Origin of the sequence: Devosia sp. (assembly GCF_017307495.1) — a bacterium.
Classification (GTDB): Bacteria; Pseudomonadota; Alphaproteobacteria; order Rhizobiales; family Devosiaceae; genus Devosia_A.
This window is the reverse complement of record NZ_JAFKHE010000027.1, coordinates 63,435-78,764: the sequence shown is the minus strand read 5'-3', so window position 1 is coordinate 78,764 and position 15,330 is coordinate 63,435. Positions and strand designations below refer to the sequence as shown.

The 15,330-nt window shown below is 67.2% G+C and carries 11 protein-coding genes; 5 read left to right on the top strand and 6 right to left on the bottom strand.

Features of this window, described 5'->3' with window-relative positions; genetic code table 11:
• The 3 genes from J0I99_RS17300 to J0I99_RS17290 are packed head-to-tail and all read left to right on the top strand — an operon-like array spanning position 1 to position 3,837.
• On the top strand, positions 1-846 hold the full coding sequence (locus J0I99_RS17300) for a carbohydrate ABC transporter permease (RefSeq protein ID WP_291393717.1): 846 nt from the start codon (positions 1-3) through the stop codon (positions 844-846).
• A 6-nt stretch (positions 847-852) separates the two neighbouring features.
• Positions 853-1,929, top strand: coding sequence for an ABC transporter ATP-binding protein (locus tag J0I99_RS17295; protein WP_291393720.1), 1,077 nt, complete (start codon positions 853-855; stop codon positions 1,927-1,929).
• 6 nt (positions 1,930-1,935) lie between these two features.
• Positions 1,936-3,837, top strand: a complete 1,902-nt coding sequence (locus tag J0I99_RS17290) for a hypothetical protein (protein ID WP_291398773.1) — start codon at positions 1,936-1,938, stop codon at positions 3,835-3,837.
• A gap of 127 nt (positions 3,838-3,964) precedes the next feature.
• Here the strand turns inward: J0I99_RS17290 and J0I99_RS17285 are convergent, their stop codons facing one another.
• The 6 genes from J0I99_RS17285 to J0I99_RS17260 form a co-directional block, all read right to left on the bottom strand.
• Positions 3,965-4,408: a MaoC/PaaZ C-terminal domain-containing protein gene (locus J0I99_RS17285; protein WP_291398772.1), complete on the bottom strand. Its 444-nt coding sequence runs from the start codon at positions 4,406-4,408 to the stop codon at positions 3,965-3,967.
• The gene (locus J0I99_RS17280; protein WP_291398798.1) at positions 4,408-5,502 is read right to left on the bottom strand and encodes an extracellular solute-binding protein; all 1,095 of its coding nucleotides are present in this window, start codon (positions 5,500-5,502) and stop codon (positions 4,408-4,410) included. The genes J0I99_RS17285 and J0I99_RS17280 overlap by 1 nt, the downstream gene beginning before the upstream one ends.
• Before the next feature lie 17 nt (positions 5,503-5,519).
• Entirely contained in the window at positions 5,520-6,668 is a 1,149-nt protein-coding gene (locus J0I99_RS17275; RefSeq protein WP_291398771.1) for a CaiB/BaiF CoA-transferase family protein, read from the bottom strand.
• Entirely contained in the window at positions 6,665-7,222 is a 558-nt protein-coding gene (locus J0I99_RS17270; RefSeq protein WP_291392519.1) for a MaoC family dehydratase, read from the bottom strand. Before J0I99_RS17270 ends, J0I99_RS17275 begins: the two co-directional genes overlap by 4 nt.
• Positions 7,219-8,283, bottom strand: coding sequence for a Gfo/Idh/MocA family oxidoreductase (locus J0I99_RS17265; protein ID WP_291398770.1), 1,065 nt, complete (start codon positions 8,281-8,283; stop codon positions 7,219-7,221). Before J0I99_RS17265 ends, J0I99_RS17270 begins: the two co-directional genes overlap by 4 nt.
• Positions 8,284-8,366: 83 nt before the next feature.
• Positions 8,367-9,191 (bottom strand): amidohydrolase, encoded by an 825-nt coding sequence (locus J0I99_RS17260; protein ID WP_291398769.1) that lies wholly within the window; start codon positions 9,189-9,191, stop codon positions 8,367-8,369.
• Positions 9,192-9,470: 279 nt separating this feature from the next.
• Between J0I99_RS17260 and J0I99_RS17255 the strand changes: the two genes are divergently transcribed.
• Complete coding sequence (locus tag J0I99_RS17255) at positions 9,471-11,348, top strand: autotransporter assembly complex family protein (RefSeq protein WP_291398768.1); 1,878 nt, start codon at positions 9,471-9,473, stop codon at positions 11,346-11,348.
• Positions 11,345-15,265, top strand: coding sequence for a translocation/assembly module TamB domain-containing protein (locus tag J0I99_RS17250; RefSeq protein ID WP_291398767.1), 3,921 nt, complete (start codon positions 11,345-11,347; stop codon positions 15,263-15,265). The genes J0I99_RS17255 and J0I99_RS17250 overlap by 4 nt, the downstream gene beginning before the upstream one ends.
• Positions 15,266-15,330 lie beyond the last annotated feature (65 nt).

The window sequence follows — 15,330 nt, the reverse complement described above, 5'->3', positions numbered from 1 at the left end:
ATGGCCCAGACGCGCTCGCGCTCCAGGCTCCTCTGGGACATCGTCAGCTATGTCGTCTTGATCGGCCTCGCCATCGCCTGCATCGGGCCGATCGTCTGGACCTTCCTCACCTCGCTCAAATACGAGGCGGACATCGTCACCAAGACTATGCACTACATCCCGCCGCGCATCACCTTCGACAACTACGTCAAGCTGTGGAACCAGTCGGGCTATCCCGTGCTGGTGATCAACAGCCTGATCGTCACCTCGGTGACGGTGCTGATCTGCCTGCTCACCGGCACCATCGCCGCCTATGCGTTCAGCCGCTTCCAGTTCAGGGGCCGCACGCAGTTGATGCTGGGCTATCTCGTCGTCCGCATGTTCCCGGCCGTGCTGATGATCATCCCGTTGTTCATCGTCATGCGGCAGGTGGGCCTGCTCGATTCCACCTTCGGCCTCGCCGTCGCCTACACCAGCTTCCTGCTGCCGCTGTTCGTGTGGATGCTGAAGGGCTTCTTCGATGCGGCGCCCAAGGAGCTCGAAAGCGCGGCGCGCATCGACGGCACGACCCGGATCGGGGCCATGTTCATGGTGGTGATCCCGATCGCGCGCAACGGCCTGCTCGCCACCTGCGTGTTCGTCGCCATCGCGGCGTGGAACGAGTTCCTGTTCGCGCTGATGCTGACCACCAGCCAGGGCTCACGCACCTGGCCGGTCGGCCTGCAGCTGATGGTCGGCGAGTTCCAGCTGCCCTGGGGCATGCTGGCGGCCGGCGGCATGATTTCCATCCTTCCCGTCATCGTGCTGTTCGCCATCGTGCAGCGGGCGATGGTCGCCGGCCTCACCGCCGGCGCAGTCAAAGGTTAGGCGCCCATGGCCACGCTCTCGATCAACTCCATCCGCAAGAGCTTCGGCGCCGTCGAGGTGCTGAACAACATCGACATCCAGCTCGAGGATGGCGGCTTCCTGGTCCTGCTCGGACCGTCCGGCTGCGGCAAGTCCACGCTGCTGTCGATCATCGCCGGGCTCGAGACCAGTTCGGGCGGCGACATCGTGATCGGTGACCGCAACGTCAACGACGTGCATCCCAAGGATCGCAACATCGCCATGGTGTTCCAGAGCTATGCGCTCTACCCGACCATGTCGGTGCGCCGGAACATCGGCTTCGGGCTGGAGATGCGGAAGGTCGACGCGCGGGAGCGCGAGGCGGCCGTCGACCGTGCGGCCGACCTGTTGCAGATCGGGCACCTGCTCGATCGCAAGCCCGGCCAGCTCTCCGGCGGGCAGCGCCAGCGCGTCGCCATGGGCCGCGCCATCGTGCGCAATCCGGAATTGTTCCTGTTCGACGAGCCGCTCTCCAACCTCGATGCCAAGCTGCGCGTCGAGATGCGTACCGAGATCAAGCGGCTGCATGACCGGCTCGGCACCACCACCGTCTATGTCACGCACGACCAGGTCGAGGCGCTGACCCTCGGCACGCAGGTCGCCGTGATGAAAGCCGGGGTGATCCAGCAGCTCGCCGATCCCGAGACGATCTATACGAAGCCGGCCAACATGTTCGTCGCCGGCTTCATCGGTTCGCCGACGATGAACTTCCTGCGCGGCACGCTCGAGGCCGGCGCGGGCGGGCTGCAGCTTCGCCATGCCGGTGGGACGCTGGCGATGCCGGGGCTCGAGCAGGATGCTTCCACCCATCTGGGGCGCGAGGTCGTCGCCGGCATCCGGCCTGAATCGCTGCATGGCGGCGAGGCGGCGGCCGCGCTCACCGGCATCGTCGATGTGGTCGAGCCGACCGGCCCCGACACGATGGTGGTGGTCAAGGTCGGCGAGCAGCTCCTCACCGCGCGCCTCGGGCCCAAGCACCGCCCGAGGCCGGGCGAGACGCTGAGGCTCGGCGTCGATGCCGCCTCGATCAACCTGTTCGACCCCGAGACCGAAAACCGGATCTGACCCAGAATGCTGGAAACCGCCCCGCAACTGCCGCTCATCGAGGCGACCGACATCGCACCCATCCCCGAATGGGCCCTGCTGCAACGGCAGATCTTCGCCGTGCTCGACAAGGCGGCGATCGAGTTCGCCGACCGCTATACCCGCGCCGACGGCACGCTCATCTGGCGCGACCGCTGGCCGGGCATGGATGGTTCGGACGACCCCTATGAGGGGTTCATGAACATGCCGCTGTTCTACGCGCTGGGCGGCAGCGAAGAGGTCTACCGGCGCTCGCGCACCATCTGGGACGGCATCACCTGGCAGTGGACCGAATACGGGCAGATCCACCGCGAGTACGACGCCTATTACGACTGGATGCACCACGGCGAGAGCAACCTGTTCTTCTACTTCTTCGGCCTCGCCGATCCATCCGTGCCCAAGGACCGGCAACGGGCCCGGCGCTTCGCCGGCTTCTACAATGGCGAGGACAGGGAAGCACTGAACTGGGACGCCGAGCGCAAGCTGATCCGCTCGCCGATCACCGGCAGCCGCGGTCCGCGCCACCACCAGACCGCCGAGGACTGGTCGACGCATCGCGAGATTCTCGACAACTACCTGCCGCCGTTCGAGGACCTGCCCGGCATCGACCGCTACGGCATGCAGACGCCATGGTCGGACGATGCGGTCTACGCCGAGATCCTGAAGCGCATCAACGAGCGGCAGTCGCGTGGGGACGTGCCGCTCAACCTCGGCGCGACCTCGCTGATGACGCATGCCTATGCCTATACCGGCGACGAGAAATACCGCGCCTGGGTGCTCGATTACCTCGCGGCATGGGAAGACCGCACCCGAAAGAACAATGGAATTCTACCGGACAATGTCGGTCTTTCGGGGGATGTTGGCCAGTATAATGACGGGAAGTGGTGGGGAGGCTATTACGGCTGGCGCTGGCCGCACGGCTCGTTCTCGCTGCTCGAGCCGCTGTCGATCGCCGGCATGAATGCGGCCCTGCTCACCGGCGAGATGAGGCATCTCGACCTCCTCCGTTCCCAGCTCGACATGCTCTGGGGACTCAGGAAAACCGAGGCAGGCCAGGAGCTTGTCCCCAACCGGCACTATGACGAAGGCTGGCGCGACTACCGCCACCCGCACCCGATGTTCGGCGTCTACCTGTGGAATGTCTCCATGGAAGAGGAGGACGCGCAGCGCGCCGAGCGCGGCTGGGCCTCCGACATCTTCGATACGGTGAACCCGGCCTATTCGAGCTACGGCCAGAACACGGCCGGCGGCCACATGGGCTTCAACGGCAACACCGCGCAGTGGTTCAGCTTCATGCGGGGGCGCGATCCCGGCTATCCGGTGGCGCTGCTCACGGCCAACCTCAAGACGATCAGCGAGCAGATCGCCAACTACCGTCGCGACGAAAACGACCCCGAGACGATGGACCATTACCGGGAGTCGATGACCATCCACATGTGGCAGCAACTCACCCCGATGATCATCGAGGGGCTGACGCAGCTGACCCTGGGCGGGCCGATGCACGTCTATCACGGCGGGTTGCAGCTGGCGCGATTCCGCTATTTCGACGCCATCGCACGGCGCCCGGGATTGCCGCCGGGCGTCGCCGCGCTGGTGGACGGGCTTACGCACGATGGCGCGACGCTGACGCTGGTGAACACCGACGCCTCGGCTGCGGCCGAGGTGGTGATCCAGGGCGGCGTGTTCGGCGAGCACGACATCACGTCGGTGACGCTGGGCGAGGGTGCGCCGCTGCCGACCAGCGGGCGCTGGCTGACCGTGCGGCTGGCCCCCGGCGCAACGGCGCGTCTGACGCTGCGCATGCAGCGCTTCGTCCGCCCCCCGAGCTATGACACGCCGTGGGTGCGTGCCGCCGACGGTCCGGCGCCGTTGCTTGGGCGGGACCTTTAGCGGGCTTTGCTGCCCCTCACCCTGACCCTCTCCCCAAAGGGGCGAGGGGACGCACTTTGCGCGGGCAGCGCCACATCGCCCCCTCGCCCCTTTGGGGAGAGGGCTGGGGTGAGGGGCGCCAAGCCCACTACCCCCGCCGCTGCGCCAGGTAGATGTGCTGGCAGGCCAGCACCGTCTCGCCGCGCTGGTTGATCACCCGCACCTCCTCGGTGACGCGGCCATACTTGGGCCGCTTGGGATCATCATCCAATGCGCCGATGGTCAGCTCGGTGTGGATCGTGTCGCCGATGAACAGCGGCTTGGGGAAGCGCAGGCGCTCATAGCCATAGGTGAAGGCGAGCGGGTTGATCTCGGTGGCGGTGAGTCCGATGCCGATGGCGAAGGTCATCGTCCCATGCGCGATGCGCTGGCCGAACTCCGAGCCCTTCATGAACTCGGCGTCCATGTGGTGCGGGAAGAAGTCCCCGGTGTGGCCGGCATGGACGACGAAGTCGGTCTCTGTGATGGTGCGGCCCGTGGTCCTGCGGACCTCGCCGACGACGTAGTCCTCGAAGTGGCGCGGCCGCTCCATCAGAAGCTCTCCCGGAACATGCGGTCGATATCGGCAAGGATGGCTGCAGCCGGCTCGCGGTTGATCATGCCGGCGTTGAGGCGTTTGCTGGCCGCGTCCTGGAAGGCCATGTAGCCATGGTGGCGCGGGCGGACGTGAGCGCCTTCGAGGGTTTTTCGCGTGTCGCGATAGAAGTTGCCGGCGGCGGCGTTGACGGCATCATCCTCCCAGGCGGCGGCATGGCCGGGCTGGCCGCCGGATAGGGCATAGAGCGACTTCTGCACCTCGGCCGAGGCAACCCAATAGGCGTAGTCGATTGCGGCCTCACGGTGCTGCGAGAAGGCCGAAACCGCAATGCCGGTCCCGCCGAGGGCCGAACCTTTCGCGCCCGGCAGCGGGATATTGGCGAAGGTGAGCTGATGCGGGCGAAAGCCGGCCACGGCATAGCTGACATAGCCATAGCCCAATGGCATCAGCGCGACCTTGGCGTCATTGCGCGCCATCGCCTCCGACGCCGCGATCGGGTCCATGGCGAAGTTCGAAGGCTCGATATGGGCCGCAACCTCGGCGATCATCTCGATGGCGCGGATGCCTGCTGCCGCATCGACCAGCGGGCCGTTCTCGACCGAGCAGGGATGTCCCATGTTCGCGGTGAGGGTGAAGAAGCTCATCATCGAGTGTGGGGCGAGCAGGGGGAGGGTGACGTGACCTGCCCTGGCGAGGGCAACGACCCCGTCCCAGTCCTTCGGCGCCTCGACGAGGTCGGCGCGAAACGCCATCACCTGCGTTGCCGCATCGATGGGAAGGGCCCATTGGTGGCCGGCATAGGTGTAGCTGGGGTAGGAGCGGCCGACCGAGCCCCTGGCCAGCGCCTCGCGCTCGGCTTCGCGGCCCGGCACGTCGAGCGGCGCCAGGCAGCCTTCCGAGACCACCTGGCCGACATGTGGGTGGTCGATGACGATCAGGTCGTACTGGCGGGCCAGTTCCTCCACCGGGAAGGATTCGAAATCCTGCAGGCTGCGCTTGTCCCACTCGATCAGGACGCCGGTCTTCTCCGCCCAGGCCTTCGCCGTTGCCACCATCGGGTCGTAGCCACGCGGATGGCTCCAGGTCATGCCCTTGAGGCTGGTGGTCACAGCTCGAACTCCTTGCGGATGGCGGCGCTCTGTTCGCCGATCTGCGGGGCGGCGCGGTGGGTCCTGTTACGCTTGCCATCGATGCGCAGCGGCGAGCGGGTGGTGAGGATGGAGACCCCGTCGTCCCGGGTGACGGTCTGCAGCATGTCGAGCGCCCTGAAGCCCTCGCTCTCGAGCAGCTCCGGCCATTCCAGCACCTTGGCGCACCAGATGTCGGCCGGCTCGAGGATGGCCAGCCATTCGGCGACGGTGCGCGTCGCAAGCCGCTCGGCGATGATCCGCTTGATTGCATCGCGTTCCGTGAACCAGCTCTTGGGGTCGGCCGCGTACGGGGCCAGCGCCGGCAGCTCCAGCAGGTCGCAAAGCTTGCCCAGCGGCGTCATGGCGAGCGCCAGCCAGCCGTCCGCCGTGGCGTACACGCCATAGGGCGCCGAGAGATAGGCGTGGGCGGAGCGGAACTCCGAACGCCTTGGCTTCCGCCGTCCGTCGTTGAGATGCGTGGTCAGCACCTCGAACTGGAAGTCGATGAGCGCTTCGAGCAGGCTGGTCTCGACATGAGCGCCCTTGCCGGTGCGGCCCTTCTGGACGAGGGCGGCGAGAATGCCCTGCGCCACCGCGGCGCCGGCCAGCATGTCGGCGATGGCGAGCCCGAAGGGCACCGGCCCCTGGTCTTCGTCGCCGTTGAGCCACATCACCCCGGAGCGGGCCTGCGCCAGCAGGTCCTGGCCCGGGCGCTGTACCCACGGGCCGTCCTCGCCATAACCCGTTATGGAGGCATAGACGATGCCGGGGTTGATGGCCTTCACGCTGTCGTAGTCGAGCCCCAGCCGCTCGATCACGCCGGGGCGGAAGTTCTGCAGCATCACGTCGGCCTTGCCGAGGAGCTTCTTCAGTGCCCCGATGTCGGCCGGGTCCTTGAGGTCGAGCGCGAGGCTCTCCTTGGAGCGATTGATGGCGTGGAAGATCGTCGAGTCCCCGCCGATCTCGGTGTCGCTGAGATAGAGCCGGCGGCTCAAATCACCGCCGTCGGGCCGCTCGATCTTGATGACGCGGGCGCCCAGGTCCTGCAGGCGCAGCGAGGCATAGGGGCCACTGAGGAACTGGCAGAGGTCGACAACCAGGATGCCGTCCAGCGGGAGGGTCATTTCTCGGTGATCTTCTCGGTCTTGCCTTCGAACGCGGTCGGGTCGCGGTATTTCACCGTCTGCAGGTGCTCGCAGTAGAGTACCAGTTCGCCCTCGCCCTTGAACACTTCGTAGCTGGCGCGGATCAGGCCCAGCTCCTTGTATTTCGGGCGTTTTTCCATGTTGGTACGGATGGTGTAGATGGTGTCGCCGATGAAGGTCGGCTTGATGAAGCGCAGCTTGTCGTAGCCGTAGCTGAAGGCATTGACGCAGTTGGTGGCGACCAGCCCGAGCCCGGCCGAAAACACGAACGCGCCGGCGACGAGGCGACGGCCGAACTGGCCCTCGGTGGTGGCGAAGATCTCGTCGGCGACATAGGGGTGCATGTCGGTGACCAGCGCATTGAACTGCATGCTCTCCCCCTCCGAAATGGTGCGGCGGAGCGAGCGGATGCGATGCCCGACCTCGAAGTCCTCGTAGAACCAGTTCTCGGCATTCCACACCGGCAGGCGCGCATGCTCGACTGGCATGGTGGCCGGGTTGGTCGAATGGATGCCGACGGTCGGCGTGCTCATGGATGCGCCTTGATTGGGGTGGCGGGCTGTGCCGCGGATTCGAATGCAGCCTCGGCGAGCGCCATCGTGTGCCAGGCATCCTCGACCGAGGTGGCGAGCGCGCTGTCCTCGCCGGCGGCGTAGCGCTGCAGGTTGCTCATCGTGCCGATGAAGGCGTGCGGGAACCACTTTCCCTCGAGCGGCACCTGCGTCCAGTCTTCCCCTTTGCGGGTGATCCAGAGTTCGTCGGGCTCCCCTTCAGGATAGTTCAGCAGCAATCCGAGCTTCACCATCGCCGCCCCTTCGGTGCCCTCGAACCGGAAGCTCGCATCCTGGAAGCGGCGGCCGAAATCGTGGTTGTGGTTGATCGAGAAGGTGACGCGCTGGTCGGGCGCGAAATCGAAGATCGCCGAGGTGCGGGTCTGGGCCAGGTCGGTCGAGGGATGACCCAGTGTGCGGGCGTGGACGCCGCTCGGGTTGCCCAAGATGGCGCGGATGGTGTCGAGATAGTGGATCGAGTGCACGGCGATCTCGACGCGCGGCATGCCCTTCAAGAACGGGAACAGGTGCCAGGGCGTGACCAGGTTGAGATGCACCTCGACGTCGACCAGTCGCCCAAGCCAGCCGCGTTCGACCGCATCGGCGACGGCCAGCATCATGGGCGAGAAGCGGAGCTGGAAGTTCACCGCCGCGGTGAGCCGCTTCTTCCGGCAGAGCTCGAGGATCGCGGTGGCCTCCGCGAGGTCCCGGCCCATCGGCTTCTGCAGCAGCACCGCCGCCCCGTCCGGGAGCCGGGGCAGAACGTCGAGATGGGCGCCGGGGGGCAGGGCAAGGTCATAGACGGCGCCCCGCGTGGCAATGGCCTCGTCGAGGGTTGCGAAGGCGTGCGTGCCCCACCTCGCCGCGACGGTTCGGGCACGTTCCGCATCGAGATCGAACACACCCGCGACCGGCAGACCGGCGAGCCGATAGGCGGGCAGGTGGGCGTCGTTGACGATGCCGCCGGCCCCGATGATGACGATCGGCTCTGGCAGGGACGGCCGGGGCCAGCTCTGGCGCAGCGCCGTGACGTCGATGCTCAAAGCTGCCTCCTCGACTGCCTTAGGCGGTTATTCTTATATGAATTCTTCTTTCACATATAGATCACGAACGCAACGCCGCTGGATCAGATGCGGTAGAGGCGCTCGGCATTGCGGTGAAACAGCCTGGCCTGCTCGTCAGCGCTGGCGCCGCCGACGATCTGCCTGAGCGCGGTGACCCAGCGGGTGAGGTCGGCGGTCAGCGTCAGGACGGGATAGTCGGAGCCGAACACGACGCGGTCCCAGCCGAAACTGTCGATGATGTGCTCGACGAAGGGGCGCAGGTCGTCGACCGTCCAGTCCGGGCCGGCATAGGCGACGATGCCGGAGACCTTGGCCGCAACGTTGGGCAGCGCCGCGAGCCTTCTGATATCGTCGCGCCAGGGGTCGAGCGCCTTGCCGGCCACATCCGGGACGCCGCAGTGATCCAGGATGAACTGGGTGTCGGGACATCTGGCGACGAGGTCGTGGCCAATGCGGAGCTGATTGGCGCGCACGCAGAGATCGAAGGCGAGGTTGTGCCGGCCGAGTAGGCGCAGGTTCTGCGCAAACATCGTCGACTGGCTCAACTCGTCGGGCGAGGTGTGGAGGATGCGGCGGAAGGCCTTCACGCCCGGGATGGCGGCGATGCGCTCGAGATAGGCGGGGAAGTCCGGGCTCTCGGGACGGCAGGCGGCGATGGCGCCGACGATCCTGGGATGTGCGCCGAGCACGAAGCGCGTCTCGGCCTCCATGTCCTCCTCGGCGACGTCGACCTCCATGTGGAGCGCCGATTCGACGCCGAGCCTTTCGGCCTCCGCGAAATAGGCGTCGGCATGCCAATCCCGGTTGAGGGGGCCGGCATCGGCGAGCCAGGGGTAGCGGAAGCGGTCCATGTAGACCAGGTGCAGGTGGGTATCGACGATGCGCATGTTGTCCCCTCAATCTTAACCTGTAGCCGACCATAGTGAGATGCTGCAGAAGCGGCCATTACGCGTTCGTCGACAGCCAGTTAGGCTGGTTCGTGAACGGAGCGCCCTATTGTCGCCGCATAGTCGCCGCCCTTTGCCGGTTGGTTTGTGCAGTGCGACGAACGGGTGCGGCGGGTCGGCCGTCCTGACCATCGAGCAGACGCCCCGGCCACGGGCGGATGGGCAGGCGGCAGCCGAGCAGGGGTAGCGGGACTGTCAGTGCGGCGGCTAGGTTCAGCTTTGGCCATTCTCGGTCTCCTGCTCCTTTCGGGCTCGGGGGCATCGGCGTTCGAGCTCTTCGGCTTCAAGCTGTTCGAGGACCAGAGCGAGATCGACGCCGATGCGGTGATCGGCGATCCCCAATCCTATTCGGCCACACTCGAGACCTCGGCGACCGGCGACATCGAGTCGGCGATCCGCAACGCCTCGGCCTTGCTGAAGGATCAGGCGACGCCGGCATCTGGCGCGGCGGGGCTGATCGCCAAGGCGCGCAGCGACTACCGGCGCATCCTCGCCGCGCTCTACAACCAGGGCTACTTCGGCGGCACGATCAGCATCCTCGTCGGCGGCAAGGAGGCGGCGAACCTGCCCCCGGATACGTCGCTGCCCGATCCGGTGGCGGTGGTGCTCAGGGTCAACCCCGGCCCGCTGTTCCGCTTCGGCAGCGTGCGCCTTGCACCGGCAGCGCCCCCGGCTTCGGACGAGGGCGACCGGGTCGATACGCCCGACAGCGTCGGTTTCGGGGCCGGGCTCGTCGCCAGGGCGACGGTGATCAACAAGGCCGAGCAACTGGCGCTCGAGGCCTGGCGTCAGCAGGGCTATGCCGAGGCGGCGGTGGCAAGGAGCGATGTCGTCGCCGATCACGCCACGAATACCGTGGATGTGACCATCACTATCGCGCCGGGACGGCGCGCCACCGTCGGCGAAGTCAGTGTCAGCGGCACCGCGCGCATGGACCCCGAGTTCGTGGCCCGGATGACCGATCTGCACGCGGGCGACGAGTACGATCCCGACGACATCAAGCGGGCCGAAAAGCGCCTGGCGCGGCTCGATGTGTTCCGCGCTATGCGGGTCGAGGCCGCCGGCGCCATCGGCAGCGACGGCGTGCTGCCGTTCGACGTGGTGGTCGAGGAGCAGCCGGAGCGGCGCTTCGGCATCGGCGCGACCTATTCGACCATCGACGGGCTGGGGCTCGAAGGTTTCCACCTGTGGCGCAACCTGTTCGGGCGGGCGGAGCGGCTGCGGCTCGACGCCAAGGTCGCGGGGATCAACTGGCCGGTGAACTCGTCCGAGTTCGACTACGCGTTCGGCGGGACTTTCACCAAGCCGGGCTTTCTCAATCCGGACAATGATCTCGTCGCGGCGATCGCGGCGGAACGCACGGTGCTGCCAGCCTATACCGAAACCTCGGCCTCGGCCCGGGTGGGGATGACGCAGTACCTCAACGACCAGCTGACGCTGGACGGCTCGCTCTATTACGAGCGCTCGCTGTTCGAGGACGACTACGGTGAGCGCAACTTCTCGCTGGCGGGCCTGACCGGCGGGCTGATCTGGGACGCGCGCGACGACGCGACCGATCCGGCCGCAGGCTTCTATGTCAACGTGACGGCCGAGCCGTTCTACGAGTTCTACTATGGCAATGCCGCGTTCCGGACGACGGCCGAAGTGCGCGGGTACCTCAGGCTGCTGGGCGACGACAAGCTGGTGCTCGCCGGGCGCGCCAAGGTCGGCGCGCTGGTCGGGCCGCCGATCGACGAGACGCCGCCCGACCGGCTGTTCTTTGCCGGCGGCGGCGGATCGGTGCGCGGCTATGCGTACAGAGGCATCGGAGTCGAGCAGCCGGACGGCACCGTCACCGGCGGGCGCTACCTCGTCGAGGGCTCGCTCGAGGCCCGCTACAGGGTCACCAGCGACATCGGCGTCGTCGCGTTCATCGATGGCGGCTATGTGGCGGCGGACACCTTCCCCGGCCTCGACCAGTTGCGGGTCGGGGTGGGGGCGGGCCTGCGCTACTATACCGGGCTCGGACCGCTCAGGCTCGACGTCGCCGTGCCGCTCAACAAGCGCAGGGGCGACCCCGACTACGGCATCTACCTCGGCATAGGACAGGCATTTTGAGACGGTTGCTCGGCATCCTGATGATGATCGGCCTCGGCCTGATGGCCGCGATCCCGCTCGTCGCGCAGGACCGGCAGCAGATGACGCCGGAACAGCAGAAGGACTGGTTCGTCGGCTTCGTCGAGGGCCAGCTGTCGACGCCGGAACGGCAGATCCGCATCTCGAACATCGACGGCGTGCTGTCCTCGACCGCGTCGATCCGCGAAGTGACGATCTCGGACAAGGAGGGCGTCTGGCTCAGGATCAACAATGCGGCGATCGACTGGGACCAGGGCGCCCTGTTCGGCGGGCGGTTGCTGGTCCGCTCGCTGACGGCCGAGAGCATCGAGTACGTCCGCAACGCCCTCCCCAGCGGCGATCCGAAGCTGCCGGCGCCGGAAGCTGCGCCCTTGGCGATCCCCGAATTCCCGGTGGCGATCCAGCTCGACAAGCTGAGCGTGCCGAGGGTGACGTTCGGCGAGAGCGTGTTCGGGCTCGGCTCGGCAATCTCGGTTGATGGCAGCCTGCGGCTCGAAGCCGGCTCACTCGACACGGCGCTCAATATCGTCCGGCTCGACGGGCCGGGCGGCAAGCTCGACGTGGCCGTGGCCTACAAGAAGGCGGAGAACAGCGTCGACATCGGGGTGACTCTCACCGAGCCGCCGAACGGCATCCTTGCCAACCTGCTCAACATCGAGGGCAGGCCCGAGGTGGCGCTGGCACTGAAGGGGTCCGGGCCGGTCAACGATCTCAGGACCACGATGACGCTCGATGCCGGCGGCAAGCGCGCGCTGGAAGGCGTGGCGACGCTGGCGCAAGCGGCCGAGGGGCTGCAGATCCAGGCTGATCTGGGTGGTCCGATCGCCGGCCTGATGTCGCCAGCCTACCGGCCGTTCTTCGGCGCCAGCACTTCCCTCAGTGCCACGGCGCTGGTGCGATCGGCCGGCGGGGTGGATATTTCGGTGCTGAAGCTCACGGGCGGACAGCTTTCGCTGGATGGTTCCGCAGCGACCACGGCGGACGGGTTCCTCAGCAAGCTGCAACTGTCGGCAGCCATTGCCGATCCGGCCGGCGCGGCGGTGCTGCTGCCGGTACCTGGGGCGGCGACCTCGATCGGCGCGGCGATGCTGAAGGTCGAGTACGGCACGACCAACGGCGACGGCTGGACGGCCAACCTCGTGGCGCGGGACTTCGTCAACGGCGGGCTCAAGGCGTCCGAAGTCACGCTCAAGGGCAGCGGCGTCGCGGCCAATCTCGAGGATCCGGCGACGCGGCGCGTGACCTTCAACGCCGATGGCGCGGTGAGCGGGATCGTGTCCGACGACAAGGACGTCCAGGCGGCGCTGGGCAGCAGCGCGGGGCTCGGCCTCGCGGGGTTATGGAAGGCCGGCGAGCCGGTGCAGCTGGCCGAGTTCAAGCTGGTCGGCAAGGCGCTGACGCTGGCGCTGAACGGCACGGTCGACAACTACAGGTTCGACGGCAAGGTCGGCATCGAGACCAGTTCGATCGCGCCGTTCTCGGGCATTGCCGGGCGCGAACTCGATGGCGCGCTGAAGCTGGATGCGACCGGGACGATCAGCCCGCTGATCGGCGGGTTCAACCTCAGTCTCGACGGCACGGCTGACGGCCTCGCGCTGTCCGAACCGGCGCTCGACCGGTTGCTCGCGGGCACGGTCAAGCTCGGTGGGCGCGTTGCGCGCACCGAGAAGGGGCTCGAGGCCGAAGGCTTCAGGCTCGGCAACGATCGCGTGCAGATTGCGGCGGACGGGACGTTCGCGACCGGCGCGGCGGATTTCCGCTTCACCGCCGACCTGGGCGACCTGGCGCTGGTCTCCGACCAGGCCAAGGGGACGCTGTCGCTCGTCGGTACAGCCAAGGGGCAGGGCGCCATCGTGCTCGACGTCGCCGCCAAGGTTCCGAACGGCCGGCTCGCCGGCAAGGTTCTCAACAACGCCGCGTTCGGCTTCACCGGCACGCTGGCCGAGAACGGCACGCTCAGCGGCGCCCTCAATGGCGACGCTTTCCTCGACAAGTTCCGGGTGACGCTGGCGGGCGATGTCGCCACCGATGCGGATACCCGCCGGCTGAGCGGGCTGCGCTTCACTGCCGGCCCGACCGAGATCACCGGCGACCTGGTGCAGGACGCCAAGGGGCTGCTGACGGGCAAGCTCAACCTCGCCTCGACCGACATTTCCACCGCCGCGGCGCTGCTGCTGGTCGATGCCACGGGCAGCGCCAATGCGGCGATCACGCTCACGCCCGCGGGCGGCAAGCAGAATGCCGAGGTCACCGGTTCGGTTCGCAATGTCCGCTTTGCCGAGGTGCGGGCCGCCTCGGCCGACATCAAGGCTCAAGTGACCGACCTCTTCGGCGACCTCGCCATCGACGGCACGGTCGATGGCCGCACCATCACCGCCGGCGAACTCTCGATCGCGACGCTCACCGGCACCGCCACCCAGCGCGGCCGGCAGACGGTGTTCGACCTCAATGCCAATGCCTCGGGTTTCGGGCTATCGTCGCTGCAGGTGGCGGCGCGCGGCAACATTGCCGGGCAAGTGGTGACGCTCGAAAGCGCCAGTGCCGACGGCGGCAACGGGCTGCGTGTCACGGCGAGCGGGCGCGTACCGCTCAGTGGGTCGGGCCTCAACGTCTCGGTGCGGGGTTCGGCCCCGCTCGCCTTTGCCAACCAGTTCGTCGCCGATCGCGGCGGGCAGTTCAGCGGCACCGCCAACCTCGATGCAAGCGTCAGCGGCAGCCTCGCGAGCCCGCAATTCTCGGGCACCGTCTCGACCAGTGGTTCGGGCTATATCGACCCAGCGCTGAACCTCAGGCTCGTCAATATCACCGGCCGCGCCAGCCTCGGCGGCGAGACGGTGCGGATCGAGAGCCTCTCCGCCGCGCTCGCGACGGGCGGCTCGATCTCGGCCACGGGTTCGGTCGGGCTCGGCGCCGGCACTCCCGTCGATGTCGCGCTGCGGCTCAACTCGGCGCGCTACGCCGACGGCACGCTGTTCGTCGCCACCGCTTCGGGCGATCTCGCGCTGCGTGGCCGCCTCGATCGCAACCCGGTGCTTTCGGGGAAAGTGATGATCGAGAAGGCCGACATCACCATCCCCGACAGTTTCGGCGGCGCGGTTGCGCTGGTCGATGTGCGCAACATCAACACACCCGCGCCGGTCAAGGCGACGCTGAAGCGCGCGGCGGTGACGCCGTCGGGCGCGCCAATGCCGCAGCGGCGGCCCTCCGTGGTGCAGCTCGACGTCAATGTGGATGCGCCCAACCAGATCTTCGTGCGCGGGCGCGGGCTCGATGCGGAAGTAGGCGGCTCCGTGCGGTTGACGGGATCGATCAACGATATCCAGCCGGTCGGTGGCTTCCAGCTCAATCGCGGGCGACTGGCGATCCTCGGGCAGCGGGTCACGTTCGAGGAGGGCAGTGTGACGCTGGTCGGCAATCTCGACCCTTTCCTCGATTTCACGGCGCGTACCGAAGGCGACGGCATCACGGTGTTCGTCAAGGTCACGGGCCGCGTATCGGATCTCGCTGTCACGTTCACCTCGAACCCGCCATTGCCGCAGGACGAGGTGTTGTCGCGGCTGCTGTTCAAGCGCTCGATGGGCGAGCTGACGCCGATCCAGCTGGCCAAGCTCGCGGGTGCTGCGGCCGAACTCGCCGGCGGCGGCAGTTCGCTGGTCGACTCGCTCCGGGCGCGGGTGGGGCTCGACGAGCTCGACATCGTCACCAACGAGGAAGGCGGCCTCGCCGTGCAGGCGGGGACCTACCTGCAGGACAACATCTATCTCGGTGTGCAGGCCGGGGCCGACGGCAACTCGCGGGTGACGGTGAACCTCGATATCACCAAGGACCTCAAGGCCAAGGTGTCGACCGGAACGGACGGGGAGTCGAGCGTCGGCGTGTTCTACGAAAGCGATTACTGAACGGATCAACAGGGTCCGTTCATCTGCGTGGCAAGGCAGCGGCCAAATCGGGGTTGCCGCCGCAT